The 24,944-nt window shown below is 63.6% G+C and carries 23 protein-coding genes and 2 pseudogenes; 12 read left to right on the top strand and 13 right to left on the bottom strand.

Translation table 11 applies throughout. From position 1 onward, the window contains the following. The first annotated feature begins 99 nt into the window (after positions 1-99). Both GKC28_RS10400 and rpsO read left to right on the top strand, forming a co-directional pair. Entirely contained in the window at positions 100-1,062 is a 963-nt protein-coding gene (locus GKC28_RS10400) for a calcium-binding protein (RefSeq protein WP_254604200.1), read from the top strand. A gap of 164 nt (positions 1,063-1,226) precedes the next feature. Beyond that, complete coding sequence (gene rpsO / locus GKC28_RS10395; RefSeq protein ID WP_019295116.1) at positions 1,227-1,496, top strand: 30S ribosomal protein S15; 270 nt, start codon at positions 1,227-1,229, stop codon at positions 1,494-1,496. Positions 1,497-1,759: 263 nt separating this feature from the next. On the opposite strand, the gene GKC28_RS10390 is transcribed toward rpsO, so the two are convergent. Then, positions 1,760-4,096, bottom strand: a complete 2,337-nt coding sequence (locus GKC28_RS10390; protein WP_174146832.1) for an aldehyde dehydrogenase family protein — start codon at positions 4,094-4,096, stop codon at positions 1,760-1,762. Between the two features lie 11 nt (positions 4,097-4,107). Next, positions 4,108-5,097: a deoxyribose-phosphate aldolase gene (deoC, locus tag GKC28_RS10385; protein ID WP_174146831.1), complete on the bottom strand. Its 990-nt coding sequence runs from the start codon at positions 5,095-5,097 to the stop codon at positions 4,108-4,110. A 245-nt stretch (positions 5,098-5,342) separates the two neighbouring features. On the opposite strand from deoC, the gene mutL reads away from it, so the two are divergent. From mutL to GKC28_RS10360, 5 genes and pseudogenes are all read left to right on the top strand, one after another. Continuing rightward, positions 5,343-7,289, top strand: a complete 1,947-nt coding sequence (mutL, locus tag GKC28_RS10380; protein ID WP_174146830.1) for a DNA mismatch repair endonuclease MutL — start codon at positions 5,343-5,345, stop codon at positions 7,287-7,289. Between the two features lie 31 nt (positions 7,290-7,320). Next, entirely contained in the window at positions 7,321-8,703 is a 1,383-nt protein-coding gene (gene rmuC / locus GKC28_RS10375; protein WP_174146829.1) for a DNA recombination protein RmuC, read from the top strand. Beyond that, on the top strand, positions 8,704-10,008 hold the full coding sequence (locus GKC28_RS10370; protein ID WP_174146828.1) for an adenylate/guanylate cyclase domain-containing protein: 1,305 nt from the start codon (positions 8,704-8,706) through the stop codon (positions 10,006-10,008). Between the two features lie 133 nt (positions 10,009-10,141). Continuing rightward, positions 10,142-10,557: pseudogene (tnpA, locus tag GKC28_RS10365) on the top strand (IS200/IS605 family transposase). A gap of 95 nt (positions 10,558-10,652) precedes the next feature. Then, positions 10,653-10,976, top strand: coding sequence for a DUF3775 domain-containing protein (locus GKC28_RS10360; protein ID WP_174146827.1), 324 nt, complete (start codon positions 10,653-10,655; stop codon positions 10,974-10,976). A gap of 70 nt (positions 10,977-11,046) precedes the next feature. Here the strand turns inward: GKC28_RS10360 and GKC28_RS10355 are convergent, their stop codons facing one another. From GKC28_RS10355 to GKC28_RS10335, 5 genes are read right to left on the bottom strand one after another with little or no spacing between them, the layout of a single operon-like run. Continuing rightward, a complete protein-coding gene (locus GKC28_RS10355) occupies positions 11,047-12,189 on the bottom strand; it encodes a saccharopine dehydrogenase family protein (RefSeq protein ID WP_174146826.1) in 1,143 nt (380 codons plus the stop codon). Beyond that, positions 12,186-12,452, bottom strand: coding sequence for a SemiSWEET family sugar transporter (locus GKC28_RS10350; RefSeq protein WP_174146825.1), 267 nt, complete (start codon positions 12,450-12,452; stop codon positions 12,186-12,188). The genes GKC28_RS10355 and GKC28_RS10350 overlap by 4 nt, the downstream gene beginning before the upstream one ends. Beyond that, positions 12,449-13,501, bottom strand: a complete 1,053-nt coding sequence (locus GKC28_RS10345; RefSeq protein WP_174146824.1) for a saccharopine dehydrogenase — start codon at positions 13,499-13,501, stop codon at positions 12,449-12,451. The genes GKC28_RS10350 and GKC28_RS10345 overlap by 4 nt, the downstream gene beginning before the upstream one ends. Before the next feature lie 11 nt (positions 13,502-13,512). Next, the gene (locus tag GKC28_RS10340) at positions 13,513-14,127 is read right to left on the bottom strand and encodes a glutathione S-transferase family protein (protein WP_174146823.1); all 615 of its coding nucleotides are present in this window, start codon (positions 14,125-14,127) and stop codon (positions 13,513-13,515) included. A 21-nt stretch (positions 14,128-14,148) separates the two neighbouring features. Then, the gene (locus GKC28_RS10335) at positions 14,149-14,799 is read right to left on the bottom strand and encodes a histidine phosphatase family protein (RefSeq protein WP_174146822.1); all 651 of its coding nucleotides are present in this window, start codon (positions 14,797-14,799) and stop codon (positions 14,149-14,151) included. A 143-nt stretch (positions 14,800-14,942) separates the two neighbouring features. On the opposite strand from GKC28_RS10335, the pseudogene GKC28_RS10330 reads away from it, so the two are divergent. Beyond that, positions 14,943-16,141, top strand: a pseudogene (locus GKC28_RS10330) (hydantoinase/carbamoylase family amidase). A 73-nt stretch (positions 16,142-16,214) separates the two neighbouring features. Here GKC28_RS10330 and GKC28_RS10325 read toward each other — a convergent pair. The 4 genes from GKC28_RS10325 to GKC28_RS10310 all read right to left on the bottom strand — a co-directional run bounded on the left by GKC28_RS10325 (position 16,215) and on the right by GKC28_RS10310 (position 19,552). Then, positions 16,215-16,442, bottom strand: coding sequence for a WGR domain-containing protein (locus GKC28_RS10325; protein ID WP_174146821.1), 228 nt, complete (start codon positions 16,440-16,442; stop codon positions 16,215-16,217). 41 nt (positions 16,443-16,483) lie between these two features. Further along, a complete protein-coding gene (locus GKC28_RS10320) occupies positions 16,484-16,882 on the bottom strand; it encodes an MAPEG family protein (RefSeq protein WP_174146820.1) in 399 nt (132 codons plus the stop codon). Positions 16,883-16,949: 67 nt separating this feature from the next. After that, complete coding sequence (locus GKC28_RS10315; RefSeq protein WP_174146819.1) at positions 16,950-17,654, bottom strand: response regulator transcription factor; 705 nt, start codon at positions 17,652-17,654, stop codon at positions 16,950-16,952. Beyond that, positions 17,651-19,552: a PAS-domain containing protein gene (locus GKC28_RS10310; protein ID WP_174146818.1), complete on the bottom strand. Its 1,902-nt coding sequence runs from the start codon at positions 19,550-19,552 to the stop codon at positions 17,651-17,653. Before GKC28_RS10310 ends, GKC28_RS10315 begins: the two co-directional genes overlap by 4 nt. Before the next feature lie 457 nt (positions 19,553-20,009). Here GKC28_RS10310 and GKC28_RS10305 point away from each other — a divergent pair, with 457 nt between their 5' ends. Further along, the gene (locus tag GKC28_RS10305; RefSeq protein ID WP_174146937.1) at positions 20,010-21,974 is read left to right on the top strand and encodes an AMP-binding protein; all 1,965 of its coding nucleotides are present in this window, start codon (positions 20,010-20,012) and stop codon (positions 21,972-21,974) included. A gap of 53 nt (positions 21,975-22,027) precedes the next feature. Here the strand turns inward: GKC28_RS10305 and GKC28_RS10300 are convergent, their stop codons facing one another. Then, on the bottom strand, positions 22,028-22,213 hold the full coding sequence (locus GKC28_RS10300; RefSeq protein WP_174146817.1) for a hypothetical protein: 186 nt from the start codon (positions 22,211-22,213) through the stop codon (positions 22,028-22,030). An 88-nt stretch (positions 22,214-22,301) separates the two neighbouring features. Here GKC28_RS10300 and GKC28_RS10295 point away from each other — a divergent pair, with 88 nt between their 5' ends. Together GKC28_RS10295 and GKC28_RS10290 are read left to right on the top strand one after the other, a co-directional pair. Beyond that, positions 22,302-23,120, top strand: coding sequence for an ABC transporter ATP-binding protein (locus tag GKC28_RS10295; RefSeq protein WP_174146816.1), 819 nt, complete (start codon positions 22,302-22,304; stop codon positions 23,118-23,120). A gap of 102 nt (positions 23,121-23,222) precedes the next feature. Then, positions 23,223-24,209, top strand: coding sequence for a branched-chain amino acid ABC transporter permease (locus GKC28_RS10290; RefSeq protein WP_174146815.1), 987 nt, complete (start codon positions 23,223-23,225; stop codon positions 24,207-24,209). A 27-nt stretch (positions 24,210-24,236) separates the two neighbouring features. On the opposite strand, the gene GKC28_RS10285 is transcribed toward GKC28_RS10290, so the two are convergent. Next, positions 24,237-24,569, bottom strand: coding sequence for an SHOCT domain-containing protein (locus GKC28_RS10285; protein WP_174146814.1), 333 nt, complete (start codon positions 24,567-24,569; stop codon positions 24,237-24,239). Positions 24,570-24,671: 102 nt separating this feature from the next. Here GKC28_RS10285 and GKC28_RS10280 point away from each other — a divergent pair, with 102 nt between their 5' ends. Next, the gene (locus GKC28_RS10280) at positions 24,672-24,935 is read left to right on the top strand and encodes a hypothetical protein (RefSeq protein WP_174146813.1); all 264 of its coding nucleotides are present in this window, start codon (positions 24,672-24,674) and stop codon (positions 24,933-24,935) included. Positions 24,936-24,944: the final 9 nt, after the last annotated feature.

The following is a 24,944-nucleotide window of genomic DNA, read 5'->3' as shown; positions in this document are numbered from 1 at the left end:
CGTTCCTGTTTTGTTTGCAATTTTCGGCGCACTGTGAAAGTGTGCTTGCGTATGAGTGAATCCTCCAGGGGTTGAGTTGTAATGTTATGGCTGGCGAGCATGTTGGGACTGGTGGCAATGGGCGGTGCGGTCCTGGTCAATGTCGACAGCGCAGATGATGAAGACACTGCAGCCGCCGAGGGGGATGGCCTGGACGGCGGTTATATCGAGCCTGGCAGTGAGGAACCCGCTGACGGTGAAACCATAACAGGCACCGAGGACGGTGATGTGCTGGCAGGCAGCAATGCGTCAGACAGCATCAGCGGCGGCGGCGGCGGCGACCAGATCGGAGGCTACGGCGGCGATGACTGGCTGGACGGCGGTGAAGGCGCCGATGTTCTGCATGGCAATGGCGGTGACGACAGCCTGTTTGGCGGCGGCGGAGACGACCTGTTGCAGGGTGACGCAGGCGCCGATGTACTGGAAGGCGGTGACGGGGCGGACAGCCTGTACGGTCACTTCGGAACGGACAGCCTGGTTGGCGGTGTCGGCGATGATGTGCTGCACGGCGGCCAGGACGGCGACTGGCTGGAGGGAGGTGAAGGCGCGGATTCGCTGCACGGCAACGATGGCGATGACAGCCTGACCGGCGGTTCTGGCCAGGATGCACTGTTTGGCGGAACGGGCGATGATGTGGTGTCCGGCGCCGGAGATGGTGCGGAGCAGGATTTCGTGAACGGCGGCGACGGCGGCGATACGCTGATCGCCGGGGCCGCGGATGTCCTGACCGGCGGCGCGGGCGCGGACCAGTTTACCGCAGGCATCTGGACCGGCACGTCGGAAGCTGTCCAGCTGGTGGATTACGATGCTGATGAGGATCAGCTGGTGCTGGTCTGGGATTTTGCCGGCGGTGAGGAGCCATCTGTGGAAGTGCAGCAGAATCCGGATGCCCAGGATGAGCAGCTGATCCTGGTTGATGGCGAGCCGGCCCTGCGGGTGTCCGGCGCCGACGGGCTGACTGCAGCGGATCTGGTGCTGATGGACACCGCCGCGGCGGCAGCGGCAGGAATGCTGCCGCAATAGGGCCGGCAGCCCCGGCAGGGGAACCTCACATATCCTTTGCCTTTGGGCCGGAATCATCTTATACGCCCGCATCTGCCGCGACTCCGCGGCAGACAGCTCCATGGGCCTGTGCTGGACGACATCCCGGCCTGCGCCATCCACTCTAACCTATGAAGGAGACCCCGATGTCGATCACTGCGGAAGAAAAAGCGCGCCTGATGAAAGAATTCGCAACCAAAGAGGGCGACACCGGCTCCCCGGAAGTCCAGGTTGCAATCCTGACCTCGCGCATCAACACCCTGACTGAGCACTTCAAAACCCACAAGAAGGACAACCACGGCCGCCGTGGCCTCCTGAAAATGGTTGCTCAGCGCCGCAAGCTGCTGGACTACACCAAAGGCAAGGATGAGGCCCGTTACCAGGACCTGATCAAACGCCTGGGCATCCGCCGCTAATCCGCGCTTATCCGGATTTTCTGCGCCCGTTCCGAAAGGAGCGGGCGTTTTCTTTTCTTCCAGTGGCATCGAGCCGCGAAGTGCTCCCGCGCCCGCTGGCTCCCCGGCTTAGCCGGGCAGCCTTTGGCCTTGGGCGTGGCCCGTGCTGCGCACGGGCGGTTGCTGCTAGAAGCAATCCGAGCCTTGGCAGGCGGGCGGCTGCTCCAAAGATCAAACGCCGCCCCAGAAGGAGCGGCGTTTGATCTGTTTGGGAAGTGGCTGGGTTATTCGCCGTAGGGCACCCAGATGTTCTTCACCTCAGTGGCCTCCTGCAGGAAGCGCTTGGTCTGGTCCTGTGTCCAGTCCGCCGCTGTGCCGTTGTTGACCCAGGTGCGCTTCAGGTTGCCTGCGGAAGCCGCCTCGATCGCTGCCGACAGATCAGAGGAGGAGAAGCTCCAGACAGCGTCCACGTTGAGGTGCGAGGCCAGCGGTTTCGCCAGTTCTGCATGGCTGCCGGTCAGGATGTTGACCACGCCAGCGGGCACGTCCGATGTTTCCAGCACCTGATAAAAATCGGTTGCCGCCAGCGGGAAGGGCTCGGAGGCCGCCAGCACCACCCGGTTGCCCATGGCTATCGCGGGTGCCATCGCCGAGACCAGGCCCAGCAGCGGCGCCTCATCGGCGCAGAGCGCGCCGATCACGCCAACCGGCTCTTTCATTGCCAGCGCCACGCCGCGGACCGGAACGCCATGCACCTGGCCGTCGTATTTGTCGGCCCAGGCGGCGGCGGAGAACAGGCGCTGGATCGAAGCCTCGACTTCTGCTGCACCACCATTTTTCCCGGTCATCGCGTCAATGCGGGCTGCAAACTCATCCGCACGGGCTGAGAGATTCTCGCCGATGTAATAAAGGATCTGCGCCCGCAGGTGGCCGGTGGTTTTGGACCACTTGCCAGCACCCGCCGCAGCCTCCACCGCGTTGCGGACATCCTTGCGGTTGGCGAGGCCGACATGGCCCAGAAGCGCGCCGGACTTGCCATAGACGGCCTGGCTGTAGCCGCCATCCGGGCGTGCCTGCTTGCCGCCAACGTAGAGCTTGGCGGTGCGGTCCAGCGGGTCGACCGGGGCGCCATTGCCGGCAAACGCCTCAACCTTGGCCAATTGCTTGGCCTTGGATTTCGGACGGGTATAGGCGGCAAGCCCCTCCCAGCCGCCTTCGCGCCCGAAGCCGCTTTCGCGCACACCGCCGAACCCGGCGGCGGCGTCGAACATATTGGTGCCGTTGACCCAGACCACGCCCGCGGCCAGTTGCGGCGCCATGTCGAGCGCCAGGTTCACGTTTTCGGTCCAGACGGTCGCTGCCAACCCGTAACGGGTGTTGTTGGCCAGCTCCACGGCTTCCGCCGGGGTGCGGAAGGTGCAGGAGACCAGTACCGGGCCAAAAATCTCCTCCTGCATCAGCGGATCGGAGGGCGCGAGACCCTCGATCAGCGTCGGCGGGTAGAAGCAGCCGCCCTTGGGCATCTCGACCTTGGCCTGGTGCATGGTGCCCGCGCGGTTGGCGGCAACTAGGCTCTCAATGGTGTCGAGCTGCACCGGGTCGACGATGGCGCCGATGTCGATGCATTTGTCGAGCGGGTTGCCGACGCGTAAGGAGTCCATGCGGGTGCGCAGCTTGGCGTGGAAACGTTCGGCGACGCCTTCCTGCACCAAGAGGCGCGAGCCCGCGCAGCAGACCTGGCCCTGGTTGAACCAGATCGCATCGACCAGCCCTTCGACCGCGCTGTCGAGGTCGGCATCGTCAAAGACGATGTAGGGCGACTTTCCGCCGAGCTCCAGCGTCAGCGCCTTGCCGGAGCCTGCGGTGGCCTCGCGGATGCAGCGGCCGACGGCGGTGGAGCCGGTGAAGGCAATTTTGTCCACATCCGCCGCGGTGATCATCTCGCCCACGGCGCCGTCGCCGGTGACGATATTGACCACGCCCTTGGGCAGGCCCGCCTGGCGGCAGATGTCGGCAAACATCAACGCAGTGAGCGAGGTGTATTCCGCCGGTTTCAGCACCACGGTGTTGCCCATGGCGATGGCCGGGGCGATCTTCCACGCCAGCATCAGCAGCGGGAAGTTCCACGGGATGATCTGGCCGCAGACGCCCAGTGCCTCGGCATCCGGCAGCTCGCTCTCCATCAGCTGGGCCATGCCTGCGTGATAGTAGAAATGCCGCTGCGCCAGGGGGATGTCTATGTCGCGGCTTTCGCGGATCGGTTTCCCGTTGTCCAGCGTCTCCAGCACCGCAAACAGGCGGGCGTGCTTCTGCAGCAGCCGCGCGATGGCGTAGAGGTACTTGGCACGGCCTGCGCCGCCCAGACCGGCCCAGCCGCCCTGGGCCTTTCGGGCGGCTTCAACCGCCGCATCCACATCCGCTTGGGTGGCCTGGGTCAGGGTGGCCAGCACCTCGCCGCTGGCCGGGTTCTTACTGTCGAAGCCTTCGCCAGCAGCAGTGAATTCACCGTTGATGAAATGGCCGAAGCGGCTGCCCTGATCAACCAGCCAGGCCAGTGCCTCGGCGGCGCTTTCGGGGGCGGGGCCGTATTCCATGGTGTCGAAAATCTCTTTGATGGTCATGTGTTCAGCCCTCAGCCCATGGAGTGGCGGTAGCCGGCGGAGTATGCCCGGGTGACATGATGTTCCAGCTGGCGCTCGATATCACCCAGCAGCGACGAGGCGCCAAAGCGGAACAGGTCCGGCTGCAGCCAGCGGTCGCCCAGCTCGTCCTTCATCAGCGCCAGGTACACCAGCGCGTCCTTGGCCTTGGAAATACCGCCCGCAGGCTTGTAGCCGACGCGGTAGCCGGTCCGGTCGTAGTAATCGCGGATCGCCCGGATCATCACCAGCGACACCGGCAGGGTGGCGTTGACGCTTTCCTTGCCGGTGGAGGTCTTGATGAAGTCGGCGCCGGCCATCATGCACACCAGCGAGGCGCGCGCCACGTTGCGCAGGGAGCCCAGCTCGCCGGTGGCCAGGATCGCCTTCACATGGGCGTCACCGCAGGCCTGACGGAAGGCTTTCATCTCGTCATAAAGCGCCTGCCAGTTGCCCTGCAGCACATGACGGCGGGTGATCACGATGTCGATCTCCTCGGCACCGTCCTTGACGCTTTCCTCAATCTCCGCCACCCGCAGGTGAAACGGCGACAGGCCGGCCGGAAAACCGGTGGAGACCGCGGCAACCGGAATGCCGGTGCGTTCCAGCGCCTTGACCGCAGTCGGGATCATGTCGTGGTAGACGCAGACCGCGCCGGTGGTGAGGCCCTCCATCCCCAGCCTGCGCAGGAGGCCGGCGCTGACCGGCTGGCGCGCCTTGGAACACAGCCGCCGCACCCGGCCCTCGGTGTCGTCACCGGACAGGGTGGTCAGGTCGATGAGGCTGATCGCCTTCAGCAGCCAGGCGGCCTGATGGTCTTTCTTGACACTGCGGCGGCCCGGCAGGGTGGCACAGCGGCGTTCGATGGCCGACGTGTTGGCCTGCACGGCTGCGACCCAGTCCAGGTCCAGCTCCATGCCCGGGTTGCGCGGCTCTGCCAGCTGCGGCAGCTGCGCGCTTCGTTCGGCGGTTTGGCTATCCATTGGAAATCCTCGGAAGAGTTCCGTGCGAAAATCGCACGGGTGCGGCATATTGGCAAGCGAGCGCCCCCGCAGACGGGCATGTTTTTTGACTGAATGGACAAAAAACTCAAGAGGAAGGGCCTGAACCCGCGCGGAATTCTGCTGGGATAAGGATTTGCTCAGTTGCCTTCCTGTTTAACGCTACTACTGCGGTACGGCTGCGCATTCCGGTGGCAGAATCGCCCATACATGCTAAATTTAGCGGTATGAGCAGTAAAGAACCCCATATCGGCGAATTTAACGCCCTAACCAGTCGGCCAATCATCCGCCAGCTGGACGACAGCGCCATCAACAGGATCGCCGCGGGTGAGGTGGTGGAGCGTCCCGCCTCTGCGGTCAAGGAACTGGTGGAAAACGCCATTGATGCCGGCGCCAAACGGATCACGGTGGAGATTGCCGATGGCGGCAAGACGCTGATTAGGGTGACGGATGATGGCTGCGGCATGACTCCGGAGGACCTGCCGCTGGCGCTGAGCCGCCATGCGACTTCCAAGATCGACGGCTCGGACCTCTTGAACATCCACACCTTCGGGTTCCGGGGCGAGGCGCTGCCAAGCTTGGGCGCTGTCGGGCGGCTGACGATCACGAGCCGCATGCCGGGCCATGAGGCGGCGCAGATCCGCGTCTCGGGCGGCAAGCTGGAGCCGGTGAAGCCGGCCGCTTTGCGGGCGGGCACCATTGTCGAGCTGCGCGATCTGTTTTTCGCAACCCCTGCACGGCTCAAATTCATGCGCACCGACAGGGCTGAGGCGCAGGCAATCGGGGACACGGTGAAGCGCCTGGCGATGGCCGAGCCCTCAGTCGGCTTCACCCTGCGCGATGTCTCGGGCGGCGGCGAGGGGCGGGTGACCTTCCGCGCCGATCCCTTGTCAGGCGATTTGTTCGATGCGCTGCACGGGCGGCTGGCCTCGGTGCTGGGGCGGGAGTTTGCCGAAAACGCGCTGAAGATCGACGCCACCCACGAGGGTATCCGGCTTTATGGCTATGCGGCGCTGCCGACCTATTCGCGCGGTGCCGCGGTGACGCAGTTCCTTTTCGTGAACACGCGGCCGGTGAAGGACAAGATGCTGACCGGCGCGCTGCGCGCGGCCTATTTCGATTTTCTCAGCCGCGACCGGCACCCGGCGGCGGCGCTGTTCATCGACTGCGACCCGCAACTTGTGGACGTGAACGTGCATCCGGCGAAATCCGAAGTGCGGTTCCGTGATCCGGGATTTGCCCGCGGGCTGATCGTTTCCTCTCTGCGCCATGCGCTGGCAGAGGCCGGCCACCGCGCCTCAACCACTGTGGCCGGCGCCATGCTGGGGGCAATGAAGGCGGAGCAGCCCGCCGCCGCCGGCGCACCGCGGATCTACCAGATGGACCGGCCCTCTTATGGCGCGCGGACTGCGTCCTATGCAGCACAGCAGCCGGAAGACTATACACCCGCCCCCGCTTATCAGCCGTCGGCGTCTCCCGGCTTTGCCGAATTGGCCGGCGCCTACAGCGGCCGGGTGACCGAAGCCCCCGAGGCGCCGGTGGCCGCGGGTCGGCCCGCGGAGGCGTCCGATGGGTCCGGCCCCGGGGCCGAAGCCCTGCCGCTGGGTGCAGCACGCGGCCAGGTGCATGAAAACTACATTATCGCCCAGACCGCTGACGGGATGGTGATTGTCGACCAGCACGCCGCGCATGAACGGCTGGTCTATGAGAAGCTGAAACGCCAGATGTCCGAAAACGGGGTCGCGGCGCAGGCGCTGCTGATCCCGGAAATCGTTGAGCTTAGCGACAACGACTGCGCCTGCCTGCTGGGGGTTGCGGATGAGCTGGCGAAATTCGGCCTCGGCATCGAGGCGTTCGGCGGCAATGCCATTGCGGTGCGGGAAACCCCGGCGATCCTGGGCGAGGTCAACGCCGAGGCGATGATCAAGGACATCCTGGATGAGCTGTCGGATCAGGGTGAAAGCCAGCTGGTGCAGGCGCGGGTCGAAGCGATCCTGAGCCGGGTGGCCTGCCACGGTTCGATCCGCTCCGGCCGCCGGATGCGGGGGGAGGAGATGAATGCGCTTCTGCGGGAGATGGAGGCAACCCCCCATTCCGGTCAGTGCAACCATGGCCGCCCCACCTATGTGGAATTGAAACTGGCAGATATCGAGCGCCTGTTCGGGCGCACATGAAAAAGAACCCCCGGTAAAGGGAGGACGAACAGTGACACTGGAACAGGCCCACTGGGCAATCTACGTGCTGGCCGGGTTGGCCGCGCTTCTGGCGCTGGCGGGGCTTCGGCTGCGCAGCACGGCGCGGTTGCTGGAGCAGGTGAACGCGGATCAGAGCAGCCAAATTGCCGGGCTGAAGGCCGAAGCGGCCCGGCTGCCGGAGCTGACGGATGAACTGGCCACTCTGCGCCGGGTGCATGAGAACGAGCGCACAGCGCGCTATCAGGCAGAGGCCCAGGTGCAGGCGCTGAAAGCCGAGCACGCAGCGCGGCTGGAAGAGCTGAAGCACATGAACCAGCAGATGGAGCACAAGTTCGCCTCGCTGGCTTCGGGCGTGCTGAAGCAGAACTCCGAAAGTTTTCTGAGCCTGGTCAGCGAGCGGTTTCAGGCCCACAGCAAGACGGCGGATGCGGATTTGGCCAAGCGCCATGCGGCGATCGAGAGCCTGGTGAAGCCGCTGGACCAGAAGCTTGGCCAGTTCGGCGAGCGGATCAAGGAGATCGAGCAGGCCCGCAACGAGGCTTATGGTGCCATCCAGACTCAGGTGAAGCATCTGGCCGAGGGCCAGGCGGCGCTGGGCGGCGAGACCCGCAAGCTGGTGCAGGCCCTGCGGGCGCCCAAAACCCGCGGCCGCTGGGGCGAGATGCAGCTGCGCCAGGTGTTCGAGATGGCCGGCATGGCCGAGCATGTGGATTACGAGCTGGAGAAAAGTGTCGGTACCGATGAAGGGCTGCGCCGGCCGGACGCAGTGGTGCGCATTCCCGGCGGCAAGAGCATTGTGGTGGATGCGAAGACGCCGCTGGAGGCCTATCTGGACGCGCTGGAGGCGGAGACGCCGGATCAGCAGCAGGCGGCACTGGCCCGCCATGCAAACCATGTGAAGACCCATGTGCGGCAGCTGGCTTCCAAGTCCTATCAAAGCACGCTGGGCGAGACGCCGGATTTCGTGGTGATGTTCATCCCCGGCGAGACCTTTGTGTCCGCCGCGGCAGAAGCGGACCCGGGATTGATCGAATATGCCTTTGAAAACAAAGTTCTGATCGCCACGCCGACCACGCTGATGGCCCTGGTCAAGTCGATTGCCTATGGCTGGCAGCAGGAGAAGATGGCGGAAAACGCGGTTGAAGTTCAGAAGACCGCCAAGGAGCTTTATGACCGGCTGGCGACTTTCTCCAAGAACCTGGCCTCGGTCGGCCGGTCGCTGTCTTCCTCGGTCAACAACTACAACAAGGCGGTGGGTTCTCTGGAAGCCCGGGTGCTGCCCTCGGCCCGCCGGTTCGAGGCGATGGGCGTAGTCGCCAACGGGGCTGAACTGGAGGATCCCGGCCAGGTGGAGGTCGAGCCGCGCCAGGTGGCGCTTCTGGCGGATGAGTAAATGAGGCTGCCGCTGGCTCCGATTGTGCCGAGGCCCGAGGAGCCGGTCCTGCTGCGTTCCGCGGAGGTCGAAGCGGAACGCATCGTTGCGCTTTTGCGGATTGCTGTGTCGCTGGGTCTGATGCTGGCGATGGTGCTGGCAGTTGAGTCCGTGCGGGTGATTGAAGAGCCGCATTTACGGCGTCAGGTCGGACTGGCAGCGGCGACCATGCTGTCTTATCTGGCAGTTGGCGGGGTAATCTACTGGGCAATTGGAAGACAGCTGTTCAAGCCCTGGATGATCTGGCTGGCGGTTTTCGCGGATTGCGCCTTCTTGCTGCTGAACACATTCCTGTCGTTGGTGAATACAGGAGTGCCCGGCGGAGCGGTCTTTGCCATGCCTGCCGTGTGGATGGCCCCTGTCGTGCTGGCCTTCGGCGTTCTCAGGCTGAACCCACTGCGGCTTGCCGTGATGCTGGTGCTGATCGCAGCTGGATTGGCCTGGATGATCCTGTGGCAGCCACCTGAAGCTGCGCCGGATCTGGTTGGGCGGATCAGACTGACCCTGGACTCGCCGCCGAATTTCATGCGTTTGGTGATGCTGTGCTTGGCTGGCGGAGTATTGGTGGTGGCTGCCGTGCGGATGCGTGCGCTTTTGCACCGCTCTATTGAGGAGGCCCGGCAAAAGGCAAACCTGACCCGCTATCTGCCTGCACAGCTGGCAGGCCGCCTGGCAGGCGGCGGGCTGGAGGCGCTGCAAGAAGGCCGCCAGCAGACTATGGCGATCCTGTTTATCGATATCCGCGGTTTCACCAGCTGGTGCGAGGGCCGGGAGCCGCAGGAGGTGAGCCGCCTGATCACGGAATTCAGGGCGCGGGTGGAAGCTGTTGCGGCCCGGACCGGCGGTTTGATCGACAAGTATATCGGTGATGCGGCGATGATCCTGTTCGAAGGCGAACGCGCTGCGGCCCGGGCGCTGGAGTGCGCTGAAGGGCTGGTGACGCAATTGAATGACTGGCGGCAGTCCCGGGAACAGGCCGGGGACACCGGTTTGGGTGCTGGGGTCGGGGTGCACTGGGGCGAGGTGTTCTCGGGGGTGACCGGCACACAAGACCGGCTTGAATATTCCGTTTTTGGTGACACGGTGAACACTGCGGCGCGGCTGGAGCAGCTGACCAAGGCGCAGGGCATGCAGGTGATTGTTTCAGCGGACTTGCTGGAAGCAGCCGGGGCGGAGCCCGCGCGCGATGGCTGGATTGCGCTGCCGGCGGAGGTGTTGCGCGGGCGCAGCAAGGGACTCGCGCTTTTCGGCAAGGCGAAAGTTTAGTATCCACTCACTGGAGCAAACCCTCCGGCTTCCAGCCGGATCCGCTTGAGCGTGAAAGAATCCTGTTATGACTTTATCCTCCGGAAAATGAGCCGCAGCCGGGTCGAAGGCTCATTTTCCGGAGGGCAAGTGCATGCAATATGATACCGGCAAACACTGCGTTTTCTACCACCGCCACCATATCGTATGGCCGACCAAATACCGCTACAAAGTGCTGCGCGGGGCATTGCGCCTGCGGGTGCGCGGCATCTGCCGCCAGGTCTGCGCCGAGAACGGGGTCGCCATCTTGCGCGGGGTGCTGTCGAGCGACCATGTGCATATGTTCGTGTCGGTACCGCCGAAACTCGCCATCTCCGATCAGGTGCGCAAGATGAAGGGCCGTTCGTCTTACCGGGTGCAACGGGAATTCCCCGCGATCCGCAGGCGCTACTGGGGCTGCCGGTTCTGGGCCGCGGGTATTTTTCAACCACCAACGGCGCCATCACCGAAGACATCGTACTTCAGTACCTGGAAAATCACTTTGCCGATCCTACCGGCGCCAGGCGGTAGTCGTTCAGTGGCGGCTCCATTTGCCCCAGATCAAAGACTTAGGCGTTTTGCCTGCGGTTTGATATGCTGAGGCAGCGAACAGAAGGAATGGAGCAATGCTGGAGATCTCAGTCCGCAAGGTGGCACAGGTGGCGATGATGGCCCGGGAGCTGAACCGGGCTGAGGGCGAGCTGCGCGCTTTCATCGACCGGATGAGCGAGGACCAGCAAGCGGAACTGGTTGGCATCATGTGGGTCGGCCGCGGCAGTTTCGAAGCGGAAGAACTGGCTGAGGCGATCTATACCGCCCGCCAGGAAGCAACCACCCCGACCGCTGACTACCTGCTGGGCACGCCGCATCTGGCCGACAACCTGGAGGCCGGGCTGGAGGCGCTGGGTATCGACGTCAATGATGTCGAGGAGGATGTGATCGGGCGCTGATACTGCCGTTCAGGTTCGCCAGGCGAAAGGGCGCCGCGATCCGGCGCCCTTTGTTGTTTTCAATCCGCGGTCAGGATTTGCTGTCGACGATCTCCAGATGCTGGGCCAGCTTGCCGATCTCAGCCATCCACTTTTCGACCAAGGCAGGGTCGCTGGGCGCGGCGTGGACCCCGGCGGCGATTTTGCCGTTCATTGCGGCCTCTATGGTAAAGGACACCGGGTAGGACACCAGGCGTGCCATTGCGGTGCCGCGCTCGTCGCCCCAGGCGTCCATCACATAGGTCTTGTGCCAGACCTCGGCGCCATCTTTTTCGGCTTTCAGGCCAACACACAGAACCACCCGGTCAGGCTCACCCTCGTCATAGGCGTTTTCGGTCCAGAACTGGTCCGACATCTCTTTGAGGCGGGCGTCGCCTTCTGGGCCGGAAAGGGTTTCGACCTCTTTGAATACATCCGACCAGGCATCGGCCCAGCCGTTGAGGCGCAGGGTGCCGCGGACGAATTCCTTGACCTTCCAGTCTTCGCCGAATTCGTACTGGGCCATGAAGGGGACCGAGTCGCGGTTCGGGTATACCTCGAAGCTTTCCGGCGCGGGCAGCGGTGCCTCGTAGGAGGAGATCGCGTCCCAGGGGCGGGCGACGTCAAGTTCCTTGAAGTCGCGGATTGATTTCGACGGCGAGCGCAGCGCCTTCAGCACGCCCAGGGGCGACCAGCTGAACTTGTAGCGGAACGGGTTCGGCGTTTTGGGGATGCCGCCGCAATAGGAGATGAAGCTGATTTCGTTTGCCGGATCAAAAGCATCGGAAGCCTTGTAGTCCGCAACCAGCGCATGCGCCATCAGGTGGTCGATACCCGGGTCCAGCCCCACCTCGTTGATCAGGCAGACGCCGGCATCCTTGGCCTTCTGGTCCAATGCGCGCATTTCCGGCGCGATGTAGGAGGAGGAAACGAAATGCGCGCCGTGCTCGATGGCCAGCTCTGCCAGCGGCACATGCCAGTCGCCGGGCAGCATGGAGACGATGACGTCCTTGGGGCTCAGCATCTGGCCCAGGTTGGCGATGCTGAAGGCGTGGATGTTGGTGGTCAGATCGCCCACGGCCTCGCGTGCCTTGGCCGTGGTCCGGTTCCAGACCGCCACGTCATGGCCCGCTTCCAGCAGGCGGCGCAGGCCGGGGATTGCCGACAGGCCGGTGCCGCACCAGTGAATAGTCATATGTCAGTCCCTTTCTTGAATTTCAGGATTGCCCCGATGATCGCCAGAACGATGACGATGGAGCAGGCATTGGCAAGGATGATGGGCGCATCGCCCATAAGCAGCCCATAGATCAGCCACAGGCTGACGGTTCCGAGAAACATCAGGTTTGCAGGCAGCGACAGCCCTGCCGTGTCGCGCGTGGCCCAGGCCTTCCAGGCTTGGGGGAGCCAGCAGATGGTGCCGAGGATGGCCGCCAGAAACCCGATGGAAGTTGCGGTCATTCCGGCAGGTGCTCCAGGAAGGTGGCCTTGGCCCGGCTCCAGACGCCACTGTCCAGATCGGTCAGGGCCAGAAGCGAGGGCAGCAGTTGCGCCGCGTAATCCTCGGAGCTTTCCACCGGCAGCATCGACGGCAGGTTGTCGATCGCCATCACGTCCAGCACCGGGTTTTCGGCGACGCGCAGAGCGGGGGCCTCCCAGGTTGTTGCACGGTCATAGACCGGCACTGGGTTGTAGTCGCTGTCCGGGTCGCAGGCGACATCGCCGATGGCGGTCAGCTTGCGGTCCGCGGCCAATGCTTCACGCGGGACAAAAACCGGTGTGCCCGGGCGTGCGAAGATGCAGTTCAGGAACAGGTCATGGGCCAGGATTTCCTGGAACGGGCCGCCGCTTGCGGTCTCGGCCATGTCCCATTTGGTGACGGCGACGCCCATTGCCTCGCATAGATCAGCCGCACCGGTACCGACGCGGCCAAGCGCGCCGATCACGATAGCGGTCGGGCGGTCCATGTTCAGCGCGTCAAGTTCTGCGCCCAGATCTGATAGCAGCGCGTCCTTGCCGGGATAGACGCCAACCGGCCCGCACAGCTCGCCGCGCTGCTGGGCCGCCCAGGACTTCAGCGTCACTGCGGCGCCGGCATAGCCTGCCCAGTAGCCAAAGGCGGCGACCCGGCGGCCGGATTCATCGACCAGATACTCCAAATCATAAAGCGTGCCGCCGCCGGCCTTGAACCGCTCCAGCAAAGCCTTGCCGGAGTGCTGGCCCTTGAAGGCATGGCCGAACATGATGTGGCGGTGCGGCAGCGGAGTGCCGTCCTCGGGCAGCTCCTTGAGGCCGAAGATGATCGCGTCCGCGGGTGCTTGCGGCCAGGAGTTCTCCGGCGCAATCTCGCAGCCTGCATCAATGTAGCCCTGCAGCGGGATCGCCCGCACCGAGCTTTCCTCTACCGTGACTTTGATGCCGCCTGCCAGCAGTGACTTGGCGCCTTCGGGGGTCAGGCCGGCCCGGTCTTCATTGGGGCGCTGTTCGGCCCGTACCCACAGATGCGTCATAGTCATGTCCTTCAAAGCATTCCCTTGGCATAGACCGCGCGTACGGATGCGCGCTGTTCCATTGCCGTCATGAAGTTCTGGATTTTTGAGAAGTCCGCCACGTTCACCCCGTCACCTTCCAGCCACGTGCAAACCACGTAAAGGTAGCAATCGGCGAGACTGACCGTATCCCCCAATACAAAAGGCCCGCGCAGGCCAAACTGGCTGATGTATTCGCAGGAGGCCGCCATGGTCTGGGGCACCATCTTCTGCATGTCCTTCCAGCTGGTCCGCTCCTTGGCCCAGCGGGCGCCGCGAAGTTTGTGAGCATGGTTCACATGCATGGTGGAGGCGAGATAGAACATTACCTCGCGCATCCGGGCCAGCACCACAGGGTCTTGCGGGCGCAAAGACGCTTCGGGCGCCATGTCGGCGATGTATTCCAGCAGCGCGCCGGTCTCGGTCAGGATGCCGCCCTCAACCGCCAGTGCCGGCACACGGCCCTTGGGGTTGATCTGGGCATAGGCCGCGCCGGTCTGTTCCTTGGCGGCAAAGTCGATTTTCACTGCCTCATATTCGATCCCGGCTTCTTCGAGCGCGATGGCGATAGCCACCGAAATGGTATTGGGGGCATAGTAAAGCTGCATGTCTTCCCTCCCGTGCGTGTCTCAGAGATGTGTTTGGGCAAAATGCCGGTCCGGCGCTTCCAGATGCGGCACCGCGTTGAACAAAACCGGGCTCCAGTGGCCGCCGATCGGGAACAGACGGTGCATCGAGGTATTCATCACCGCCAGTGCAATCCGGGCCATCCCCGCGGTGTCCAGCCCCATTGCCTGCCGCAGCGCCATTGAGATCAGCCCGCCGGAGGTCACCACCAATGCCGGGCCTTCGCCTGCGGCGATTTCCTCCAGCGCCTGCCGGGTGCGGGTTTCGAATTGCGACCAGCTCTCGTAAGGCTCGGCAATGTCGCCGGCCGCCCAGGCGGCAAAGACCTTTGGCAGATGATCGACAAACCCCTCACGCTCTTCCGGGATGGGAAGGCCGTGTTGGTCGCGCATTGCCTCGGCGAGGGTGAAATATTCCATCTCGTTCAGCCGCGCGTCCTGCACCGGATTCGCAAAGCCCATCGAGGCCGCGGTCTCGATATGCCGGGTCAGCGTGCCGCAATAGACGCGCGGATGATGGCTGCCGCTGGCCCGCAGGTGGTCACCCAGCCAGGCCGCCTGCTGGTGGCCCAGATCGCTGAGCCGGTCATAGCTGGCCTCGTCCCGGGCCTGGGTGTTGGCCTGGCCGTGGCGGATCAGCGTGATGTGGGACATGGGCGGGCGGCTCCGTTGTTACCGGGGGAGTCTTAGGGGAGCTTGCAGGCAGAGGAAAGGGCGGCTTGAAGGTGCTCTTGTTAAATTCATTGTGGGCGGGGCAGACATGGCGCAGTGTGCGACTGCCGGATTGGAGACCTGCCATGCCCCTCGACTCTCAGCGATTCCTTGATGACCTGCACAAGCTGCGCAGTTTTGGCGCGTCAGGTGTGGGCAAGGGGGTGGTGCGGCAGGCCTACTCGGATGCCGACATCGCCGCGCGCAAGTGGCTGGCAAAACGGATGGAAGAAGCCGGTTTAGAGCCGCATTTCGATCCGCTCGGCAACCTGTTCGGGCTGGCGGCCGGGAAGAGCCTGCTGGTGGGGTCGCACAGCGACAGCCAGCCCGAAGGCGGCTGGCTGGACGGGGCGCTGGGCGTGGTGGCCGGGTTGGAGGTTGCCCGCGCCGTGAAGGAGGAGGCCGGGCCGCCCATTTCATGCGTGAGTTTCCAGGATGAGGAGGGGCGGTTCGGAGTGCTGACCGGCTCGGATGTTTGGACCGGCAAGTTGACCCTGGCTGAGGCGGACGGGTTCGCCGACAACACTGGCAATAACCTTGCGGACATGCGGGCGCGGATGGCGGATCTGGCCGGGGAGTTCCTGCCGCACAGCCGGTTCAGCGGATTTCTGGAGATGCATATCGAGCAAGGGCCCTATCTGGAGGAAACCGGGCTAGGGATCGGTGTGGTTACGGACGTCGTCGGCATCCGGGACATGCGGATCACCTTTGAGGGCCGTCAGAACCATGCAGGCACCACGCCGATGCATAGCGCCGGGACGCGTTCCAGGCGCTGTCAGCCTTCAATGCGGCTCTAAACAGCCGGTTTGCCAATGTGGTGACACCCGCCACAGTCTGGACCATCGGCCATGTGGCGTTGCATCCCAATGCGTCCTCCGTGGTGCCAGGGCGGGTGGAGTTTTCCATGCAATGGCGGGATGCGGATGCCGGTCGGCTGGCGCGGATGGAAGCCACCATCAAGGGCACCGCGCAGGAAATAGCTGCCAGCCACAGCGTGAGAGTGAAGCTTGGTCCGGTGATGGGCATAGAACCGGCGGCGATGGATGCACGGATCCAGGCGGAATTGAGCAAGGCAGCGGAGGCGCTGGCTCCGGGGAAATGGCAGAAGATGCCCTCCGGCGCGCTGCATGACGCGGCCAATCTGGCAACGGTGATGCCTGCAGGGATGCTGTTTGTCCCGTCCATTGGCGGCATCAGCCATGCCTATGACGAAGACACCGAAGAAGCGGATCTGGTGCTGGGGCTGCAGGTGCTGAACCGCGCTGCCCGGGCCCTGGCCGGGTGAACTCCCGCCTGTTCCCGGACCTCCTGCCGGAGGGCCGTCCCAGTTGGGCCGGGCGCCGCTGGCGCGGCGCGAGTCAGGCCCGGCCGTAGCCGCGCTTGATCATCCGGTTCCGGTGCCTGTCGGCGGCCAGCGAGGCCTCGCGCAGGTTGCCGTAGATATTGATCACGCGTTGCCCGTTGCCGCCGGCCACGCCCCATTCCCGCAGCACGGAGACTTCGGAGAACAGGTTCATCGCCAGCTCAATGCGGTAGAACCGCGACGGGCGCGAGGGGGCTTGGCGGTAGAGCAGACAGGTGGCCATGCAGCGACTCTATGCCAAGTGATTCGCCCGGGCAAGAAACTCTATGCTGCGCCGAGGAGGGAGAGGCCCAGCAGCACCGAAGACAGTGCAGCCACCGCAAAGGCCAGCGTGCGCAGAACCGGGATGCCGATGGCGTAGATGATGTAATGTGCCGACATGCCGAAGAAGAAGGTGAGGCCCAGGGTGCCGGGCTGATCCTCTGACGGCAGCACCAGCATCGCCAGGATGGAAAGCGGCGCGAAGGCGGCAAACAGTTCCACCCCGACGATATGCGCCCGGTGCGCGCGCTGTGCCCACAGCGATTGCGGCAGGTCGCCGGGGCCGGGATTGGCCATTGCCCCCATCAGCCCGCGGACCATGACCCGGTCAAGAATGTAGGGCAGCCAGGCCAGCGCCAGCCAAAGCCCGGAAAGGGCGGTAAAATACTGCAGTTGCGTCATCTTTCGCTCCTCTTGGTTTGCAAGAATGAGCGTAGCGCGGGACGGGCTGTTTTCTACCTGAAGGGGGTCAGGCCCAGTCCACATCGCCCAGAAAGATGTAGCCGGCGCCGTAAATCGTCTTGATCAGCCGCGGGTTCTTGGGGTCTTCGCGCAACTTGGTGCGCAGGCGGGAAATGCGCACATCCATCGCCCGGTCAAAGCTGTCACCGGCCGCGCCGCCCAGCATCTCCTGCATCTGGGCGCGGGAGATCAGCCGCTTGGGGCTGTCGAGGAACAGCCGCAGCACCTCGCCTTCGGCATGGGAGAACGGTGTCTCGGTGCCCTCGGCATCCTCCAGAACATAACGGTCGAAATGAGCAGTCCAGCCGGCGAAGTGTGCGGTGTTGCTGGCGGGGGCCGCCGTTCGCGGGCCGGCGCGCAGCCGGGCGCGGACCCGGGCCACCACCTCCGCCGGGTCGAAGGGCTTGGTGATGTAATCATCGGCGCCCAGTTCCAGCCCGGTCACCCGGTCCTGCACCTGCGCCCGGCCGGAGATGATGATGACGGCCGCGCCCTGTTCCAGCGCCAGCCGGTGCACCAGTGCCAGACCGTCGGTGTCGGGCAGCGACAGATCCACCAGGCAGACGTCTGGCGTCACCCGGTTCAGGGCTGCCTCGAATTCCCGCGCGCGAGCAAAGCTTTGGGTGCGAAAGCCCGCGTCCTCCAGCGTGTCGGTCAGGATCTGCCGGATTTCCGGCTCGTCATCCAGGATGGTGACCAGGGGCGATGTCATACGGCGGGCTCCGGTTGGATCAGCTCAGACAGCTGGTGGATGGTGAAAGGTTTGCGCAAAACCGGGCCGCATTTCAATGCCTTGCGGAACAAGGGATCGCTCACCGGCAAGGAGGTCATCAGGATGCAGGGCAGGCCGGACCCGTCCAGCCGCGAAGCAAGGTCAACACCGGTTGCGCTGCCCTCCAGCATGATGTCCGACAGTACCAGCGCAATGTCCGGCAGGTCAGCGGTCAGCGCGCAGGCCTCATCCACGCTAGCGGCTTCGATCACGGAATAGCCAAGATCGATCAGCATGTCGCGGAAGGCGGCGCGCAGTTCCTCGCTGTCCTCGACCAGCAGCGCCATGCCGCCGCCGGCATCCGGGGCCGGGCGGTAGGGAAGGCGCAGGGTGATCGCGGCGCCGGAAATGCCGTTGCCGATCCGCATGTCGCCGCCGGCGAGTTTTGCCATGTCATAGACCATTGGAAGACCAAGGCCGGAGCCTTCGCTGCCCTTGGTGGTGAAGAACGGGTTCAGTGCCTTTTCCAGCGCTTCCGGTGAAAAGCCGGGCCCGGTGTCGGTGACGGTGATTTCGACCCAGGTCTGTCCGACCGCATGGGCGCTGACGGTGATCTGGCCGGCGGTGCCGCAGGCATCGCGCGCGTTCAGGATCAGGTTCAGGAGCGCGTCCTGCAGCTTGCCCGCGTCCAGCAGCAGTGCCTGATCCGGCAGGTTGTCGAGAATGCTGAGCCCCAGCCCTTGCGGCAGAGAAGGCGACGCCAGCACTTTCAGCTCATCGAGCAGCGCGTGCATGTCCGTCGCCTGCGGCCGGAGGGTGCGCTGGCTGGTCATCTCGGCAATCCGGTTCAGCAGCCGCCCGCCGCGCCGCGCTGCAGACAAGGTGCCTTGCACCAGATCGCCGGCCTCGCCACCCAGTCCCATTTTCTCCAGCTTGCCCTGCATGCCCAGAATGATGGTCAGAAGGTTGGAGAAATCATGCGCCAGGCCGCTGGTCATCTGCGCGGCCATCTCGCGGCGCCGCGCCTGCTGCAGCGCCACCCGGGCCTGGGTCTCCTCGGTCACATCCATTGACAAGATATAGACGCCGCCCTGCTGATCCGGAGTGAAGGCGACCCTGATGCGGCGGCTTCCGTGGCTTTCGGTGAACTCGAAAACCGGGCTGCCGCCCTTGTAAGCCGCCAGCAAGTGCGGCTCGATCCGCTCAAACGCGGCCTCCCCCAGGGCGTCCGAAATGTGCATTCCCAGGATATCCGACGGGCGGCCCGGGAACACCGCGCTGAGGCGGCGGTTGGTATAGGTGTAGTACCCGTCCGCATCCACATGGGCGATATGGGCAGGCATCATCTCCGTTGTCAGGCGGGTGCGGCCCTCGATTTCCGTCAGCTGGCGCTTGGTTTCTTCCAGTGCGGTGTTCGCGGATTCCAGCTGCCGGTTGGCGGCGGACAGTTCCTCGGTATGGGCAATCAGCTTCTCTGACAACTCCTCTGACCGGGACCGCAGCAGCTGCTCCGCGCGCTTGGCTCGGGTGATGTCGGTATAGACAGTGACCCAGCCGCCCTGCGGCAGCGGTGAGCCTTCAATCGAGATCATCTGCCCGTTGGGCCGCTCGCGCTCCAAATAATGCGGCACGAAATCCAGCGCCTGCTCAACCCGGCTCTGCACGATCTCCTCGACATCGCTTTCCGGCGCGTACTCCCCTGCCTCGGCAAGGAAGCGGATAGTATCGGCAAAGGAGGCGCCGGGCTGCACCAGATGATCCGGCAGGCTGAACATCTCCTGGAAGCGCCGGTTGCAGACCGACAGCCGCAGGTCGTTGTCATAGATCGACAGCGCCTGGGCGATCAGATTCAGCCCGGCGGTGGTCATGGCGGCGTGCTGTTTGCTTGTCCGGTTCATGGTTCTCCCCGGCTCATGGCTAGCACCGGCGCGGGTAGGGGGCAAACTGCCATTCGGCCGCGGGGGACCTTGTTGCCGTTGCGTCAAGGGGATGGTCGCCCTCTGGTTGCCGGTGGCTGAATGCGAGCCCGAGGGCATCAAGAAGTTACCGCACCGGGCGTTTCAGAAATTGACCGCTGATAATTGATTCGAAACACCATCCCTTCGTTCGATTCCCGCGCGAATGCGTGCGGTTGGTTAATCCGCAGCGTGAGGTTTGCCTTGCGCGGAGTGTAGCCGGTCAGCGTAACAGTCTTTAAAACAAGGGGAATTGAGCTGTTACAATTCGTAAGATTTGGGAAAACATCAGGAAAAAGTTGACGGGCTACTCTGCCGCTGTCCCTAATCGGGGCCAGAGCCGCGGGCAGCGGCCAGTCCGGCAGCAACGCCGGAAAGGGAGGAGAGAAAGTTGGCTCAGATGCAGACGGGCGCCCAGGGTATGCAATCCCTGCCGGCGCTGCTTCAACGCAATGCGGCGCAATTCGCAAACGCGCCGGCCTACCGGGAAAAGGAATTCGGCATCTGGCAATGCTGGACCTGGTCCGAGACGGCAAAGGAAATCGAGGCGCTGGCGCTGGGTCTCATCAACCTTGGCGTGAAGGAAGGCGACTTTGTCGCCATCATCGGACGCAACCGTCCCTATCTCTACTGGTCGATGGTTGCCGCTCAGGCGGTGGGCGCTGTGCCGGTGCCGCTCTATCAGGACGCGGTCGCCGAGGAGATGGCCTATGTGCTGGGTCACTGCGGCGCGCGCTTCGTGATCGTTGGAGATCAGGAGCAGGCCGACAAGGTGATCGAGATCCAGGATCAGCTGCATCAGTTCGAGCATATGATCTACCTCGATCCGCGCGGCATGCGGAAATACGACCACACCCAGCTGCACCAGTTCAGCCACATCCAGGATCAGGGCCGGGCGGCTCATGATGAGCTGATTGGCGAGTTGAACAAGCGCCAGGCTAAGCTGGACTACGACAGCACCTGCGTGATGCTTTACACCTCCGGCACCACCGGCAAGCCCAAGGGTGTGGTGCTGTCGAACCGCAACGTGATACAAAGCGCCAAGAACTCTGCCGAGTTCGACCATCTGACCCAGGGCGAGAACATCCTGTCCTACCTGCCGATGGCCTGGGTGGGCGACTTCATCTTCTCGATCGGCCAGGCCTACTGGTGCGGTTTCTGTGTGAACTGCCCTGAAAGCCAGGACACCATGATGACCGACCTGCGCGAGATCGGGCCGACCTATTTCTTCGCCCCGCCGCGGGTGTTCGAAGGCCAGCTGACCAACGTGATGATCCGGATGGAGGACGCAGGCGCTCTGAAGCGCAAGATGTTCCACCACTTCCTGGCCCATGCCAAGAAGGTCGGCGGCAACATTCTGGACGGCAAGCCGGTGGGCCTGATGGATAGGCTGAAATACACGCTGGGCAATGTGCTGGTCTACGGCCCGCTCAAGGACACGCTGGGCTATGGCCGCATCCGTGTCGGTTATACCGCGGGGGAGGCGATCGGGCCGGAGATCTTCGATTTCTACCGCAGCTTGGGCATCAACCTGAAGCAGCTGTACGGCCAGACCGAGGCCACCGTGTTCATCACCGTGCAGCCGGATGGGGAAGTGCGTGCCGATACCGTTGGCGTGCCGGCGCCGGAGGTCGAGATCAAGATCGACGACAACGGCGAGATCCACTACCGCTCGCCCGGCACCTTTGTTGAATACTTCAACAATCCGGAGTCCACCGCCTCAACCAAAGACGCAGAGGGCTGGGTTGCCACCGGCGATGCGGGTTTCTTCGAAGAAGGCTCCGGCCATCTGCGGATCATCGACCGCGCCAAGGACGTGGGCAAGATGGCCGATGGCAGCATGTTTGCGCCCAAGTATGTTGAAAACAAGCTGAAATTCTACCCGGACATCCTGGAGGCAGTGCTGTTCGGCAATGGCCGCGACCGCTGCGTCGCCTTCATCAACATCGACCTGACGGCGGTGGGCAATTGGGCGGAACGCAACAATATCGCCTATGCCTCCTATCAGGAGCTGGCCGGCCATCCGAAGGTTCTGGAAACCATCCGGTCGCATGTGTCTGCGGTGAACAAGTCCGTGGCCGAGGACCCGATGCTGTCGGGCTGCCAGGTGCATCGCTTTGTGGTGCTGCATAAGGAGCTGGATGCCGATGACGGCGAAATGACCCGTACCCGCAAGGTGCGCCGCCGCATCGTCGAGGAGAAATTCGACGATATCATCACTGCGCTCTACGACGGCTCGGAAAAGGTCTCGACCGTCACCGAAGTGACCTATGAGGACGGCCGCAAGGGGTCAATCAAGGCGACGCTGACCATCGTCGATGCCGAAGTGAAACCGGCAGCGGTTCACAAGGTGGCCGCGGAATGATGCACGTTTCACCGGATAACGTCCCGCCCCGTGCCAGGCAGGCCGGAGCCTTGTCAGATCAGGTCGGGGTTGAGGCCGGGATTGTAGGCCGTGTTGACCACCTGCTGAATCTTGAAGGGGGAGCTGAACCCGTGAGTCTGCTCAATGATGGAGGCCAGGCTTTCGGATTGGCTGAGGCCCATCTGCTTGCATTCAAGTGCCATCTTCAAAAGGCAGGAATGCTCAAGTTCGCCGAACATAACGTCGATCTCCTTGCTGCTCGTTTTGAACAAGTATCGCATGGAAATCTTAAAATTTCTATGCGGCAGAAATATGGAGGCCGTTGTTATGCTTGACAATTCCGAGAGCTACGTCACCGAGGACGGCCGCACCATCGGCGGTGTGGTGATGGAGATGAAGAACATCACCCTGCGGTTCGGCGGTGTGGTGGCGATCCAGGATATCTCCTTCGACATCCGCGAGGGCGAGATCCGCGCGATCATCGGCCCGAACGGCGCCGGCAAGTCCTCGATGCTGAACGTGATCTCCGGCTTCTACGTGCCGCAGGAAGGCGAGGTGCTGTTCCACGGCAAGAAGCGCCCGCCGATGCGTCCCTATGAGGTCGCGCGCCAGGGCATCGCCCGCACCTTCCAGAACATCGCGCTGTTCGAAGGCATGAGCGTGCTGGACAACGTCATGACCGGGCGGCTCAACTATATGAAAACAGGATTGTTTTCGCAGGCGTTGTGGAAGGGCAAGGCAGAGGCCGAAGAGACCGAGAACCGCGAGGTTGTGGAGCGGATCATCGACTTCCTGGAGATCCAGCACATCCGCAAAACTCCGGTGGCAAGGCTGCCCTATGGCCTGAAGAAACGGGTCGAGCTGGCGCGTGCGCTGGCGGCGGAGCCGAAGCTGCTGCTGCTGGACGAACCGATGGCCGGCATGAACGTCGAGGAGAAGGAGGACATGTCCCGCTTCATCCTGGATGTGAACGACGAGTTCGGCACCACCATCGCCCTGATCGAGCACGACATGGGTGTGGTGATGGACCTCAGCGACCGGGTCGTGGTGATGGATTACGGCAAAAAAATCGGTGACGGCACCCCGAATGAGGTGCGCAATAACCAGGATGTGATCGACGCCTATCTGGGGGTCAGCCATGACTGAGTTGCACCGCAGCAACACCCGCCGCCGGCAGGGTGACACCCGTACACCCCCTGTGCACCCCCTATGCACCGCCGCAGCGCAGAATTCCGAGGAGAGCCTCTAATGCCCGAACAACTCGTCTTTGCGATGGAAGTGACGCTGAACGGCCTGATGGCCGGCGTTCTGTATGCGCTGGTCGCGCTGGGGTTCGTCCTGATCTACAAGGCCTCCGGTATCTTCAACTATGCCCAAGGTGTTCTGGCGCTGTTTGCGGCGATGACGCTGGTGGGGATCATGCAGGGGCAGGTGCCGTTCTCCCATCTGATCAACGCGGTCTTTGGTGGCCATATCACCCATTTCGGCTGGAATGTTCCGGGCGCCGTGGCGATTGCGCTGACCGTCGGCGTGATGGTGCTGCTGGCCTGGCTGGTTCAGGTCCTTGTGATGAAGCACCTGGTGGGGCAGGAGCCGATCATCCTGTTCATGGCGACAATCGGTCTGGCCTACTTCCTGGAAGGCGTTGCCGACCTGATGTGGGGCTCCGAGATCAAGACGCTGGACGTGGGCCTGCCGCAGGGCATCAACCTGTGGATCGACGAAACCACCTTCAACATTTTCGGCTACGGCTTCTTTATCGACAATCTGGATATCGTGGCGACGGTGATTGCGGCGCTGCTGGTGGCGGGTCTGGTGGCCTTCAGCCAGTACACCAAGCAGGGCCGGGCGATGCGCGCGGTGGCGGATGACCACCAGGCGGCGCTGTCGGTCGGCATCTCGCTGAACTTCATCTGGGTTCTGGTGTGGTCGGTTGCCGGTTTCGTGGCGCTGGTCGCGGGCATCGTCTGGGGCACCAAGTCCGGCGTGCAGTTCTCGCTGTCGCTGATCGCGCTGAAGGCGCTGCCGGTGCTGATGCTGGGCGGCTTCACCTCGATCCCCGGCGCCATTGTCGGCGGGCTGATCATCGGCGTGGGTGAAAAACTGTTCGAATTCGCGGTCGGCCCGCTGGTGGGCGGCGCAACCGAGAACTGGTTTGCCTATGTGCTGGCGCTGCTGTTCCTGGTGTTCCGCCCGCAGGGGCTGTTCGGGGAGAAGATCATTGAACGGGTCTGAGGCTCATATGATCTGCTCCCGGCACACTCAGCCCTCGAGCCGGCGGAAGGCGGCGACAACGATGGCGGCGCAGACCGTGGCAACCAGGGTGAAGGCAATGGTGATGTTGCCGATCAGCTGCCCGGCCACAAAGGTCAGCAGCCCGGCCATCAGCAGCCCGATCAGCACCGTTCCCCACGGTCCGGGTGCTGCGCCGGAGACCCGCCGCCGCGGCTGCTCAAACTCGAAGGGCGGCAGGACGGTTGCGTCTTCCACGGTTTCCAGCAGCCGGCCCTTGGCCCTGGCAAATTCGGCTTCGGATATGTCGCCCTTCTTCCGCGCGGCCTCCAGCCGCCGGATTTCCTCGAAAATCACGGTCATTTGTTCCACTCACTCTACCCAAGCGCAGGGTGGCACAAAGAAGTGGGCAAAATATGTCCAAGCGCGGAAATCTGACAAAGTGGTTAACGCCGGGGGTGGGGCATGACCAAGCTGATCGCCGTCATCAACGTCATTGCCTGGGCCGGGTTCTGGGCCTTTGGCTACCTGGCGCTGTCGGCGGAAAGCTACAGCGAGACCCAGGTGGTGACCGCGGCGCTCTTGGCCTCAGCCGGGCTGATCACCGGCATCATCGCCTATCTGCGGCTGGTGCGCGGCAGCGAGCGCAGCGGCTATGCCAAACCGTCGAAGCGGATGACGCGCGAACAGCGCGACGCGGCACAGGCCCGGTGGGGGCAGATCGAATGAGCGCCACCG

Source organism: Leisingera sp. ANG59, assembly GCF_013317235.1.
Taxonomy (GTDB): Bacteria; Pseudomonadota; Alphaproteobacteria; order Rhodobacterales; family Rhodobacteraceae; genus Leisingera.
The sequence above is the reverse complement of the archived record's forward strand: the minus strand, read 5'-3'. Positions and strand labels throughout refer to the sequence as shown.

Bases quoted from the DNA above. Each gene is read 5' to 3' on its own strand.
- GKC28_RS10400 (WP_254604200.1), top strand. From the start codon at position 100: ATGTTGGGACTGGTGGCAATGGGCGGTGCGGTCCTGGTCAATGTCGAC.
- rpsO (WP_019295116.1), top strand. From the start codon at position 1,227: ATGTCGATCACTGCGGAAGAAAAAGCGCGCCTGATGAAAGAATTCGCA.
- GKC28_RS10390 (WP_174146832.1), bottom strand. From the start codon at position 4,096: ATGACCATCAAAGAGATTTTCGACACCATGGAATACGGCCCCGCCCCC.
- deoC (WP_174146831.1), bottom strand. From the start codon at position 5,097: ATGGATAGCCAAACCGCCGAACGAAGCGCGCAGCTGCCGCAGCTGGCA.
- mutL (WP_174146830.1), top strand. From the start codon at position 5,343: ATGAGCAGTAAAGAACCCCATATCGGCGAATTTAACGCCCTAACCAGT.
- GKC28_RS10370 (WP_174146828.1), top strand. From the start codon at position 8,704: ATGAGGCTGCCGCTGGCTCCGATTGTGCCGAGGCCCGAGGAGCCGGTC.
- GKC28_RS10360 (WP_174146827.1), top strand. From the start codon at position 10,653: ATGCTGGAGATCTCAGTCCGCAAGGTGGCACAGGTGGCGATGATGGCC.
- GKC28_RS10355 (WP_174146826.1), bottom strand. From the start codon at position 12,189: ATGACTATTCACTGGTGCGGCACCGGCCTGTCGGCAATCCCCGGCCTG.
- GKC28_RS10350 (WP_174146825.1), bottom strand. From the start codon at position 12,452: ATGACCGCAACTTCCATCGGGTTTCTGGCGGCCATCCTCGGCACCATC.
- GKC28_RS10345 (WP_174146824.1), bottom strand. From the start codon at position 13,501: ATGACGCATCTGTGGGTACGGGCCGAACAGCGCCCCAATGAAGACCGG.
- GKC28_RS10340 (WP_174146823.1), bottom strand. From the start codon at position 14,127: ATGCAGCTTTACTATGCCCCCAATACCATTTCGGTGGCTATCGCCATC.
- GKC28_RS10335 (WP_174146822.1), bottom strand. From the start codon at position 14,799: ATGTCCCACATCACGCTGATCCGCCACGGCCAGGCCAACACCCAGGCC.
- GKC28_RS10325 (WP_174146821.1), bottom strand. From the start codon at position 16,442: ATGGCCACCTGTCTGCTCTACCGCCAAGCCCCCTCGCGCCCGTCGCGG.
- GKC28_RS10320 (WP_174146820.1), bottom strand. From the start codon at position 16,882: ATGACGCAACTGCAGTATTTTACCGCCCTTTCCGGGCTTTGGCTGGCG.
- GKC28_RS10315 (WP_174146819.1), bottom strand. From the start codon at position 17,654: ATGACATCGCCCCTGGTCACCATCCTGGATGACGAGCCGGAAATCCGG.
- GKC28_RS10310 (WP_174146818.1), bottom strand. From the start codon at position 19,552: ATGAACCGGACAAGCAAACAGCACGCCGCCATGACCACCGCCGGGCTG.
- GKC28_RS10305 (WP_174146937.1), top strand. From the start codon at position 20,010: ATGCAGACGGGCGCCCAGGGTATGCAATCCCTGCCGGCGCTGCTTCAA.
- GKC28_RS10300 (WP_174146817.1), bottom strand. From the start codon at position 22,213: ATGTTCGGCGAACTTGAGCATTCCTGCCTTTTGAAGATGGCACTTGAA.
- GKC28_RS10295 (WP_174146816.1), top strand. From the start codon at position 22,302: ATGCTTGACAATTCCGAGAGCTACGTCACCGAGGACGGCCGCACCATC.
- GKC28_RS10290 (WP_174146815.1), top strand. From the start codon at position 23,223: ATGCCCGAACAACTCGTCTTTGCGATGGAAGTGACGCTGAACGGCCTG.
- GKC28_RS10285 (WP_174146814.1), bottom strand. From the start codon at position 24,569: ATGACCGTGATTTTCGAGGAAATCCGGCGGCTGGAGGCCGCGCGGAAG.
- GKC28_RS10280 (WP_174146813.1), top strand. From the start codon at position 24,672: ATGACCAAGCTGATCGCCGTCATCAACGTCATTGCCTGGGCCGGGTTC.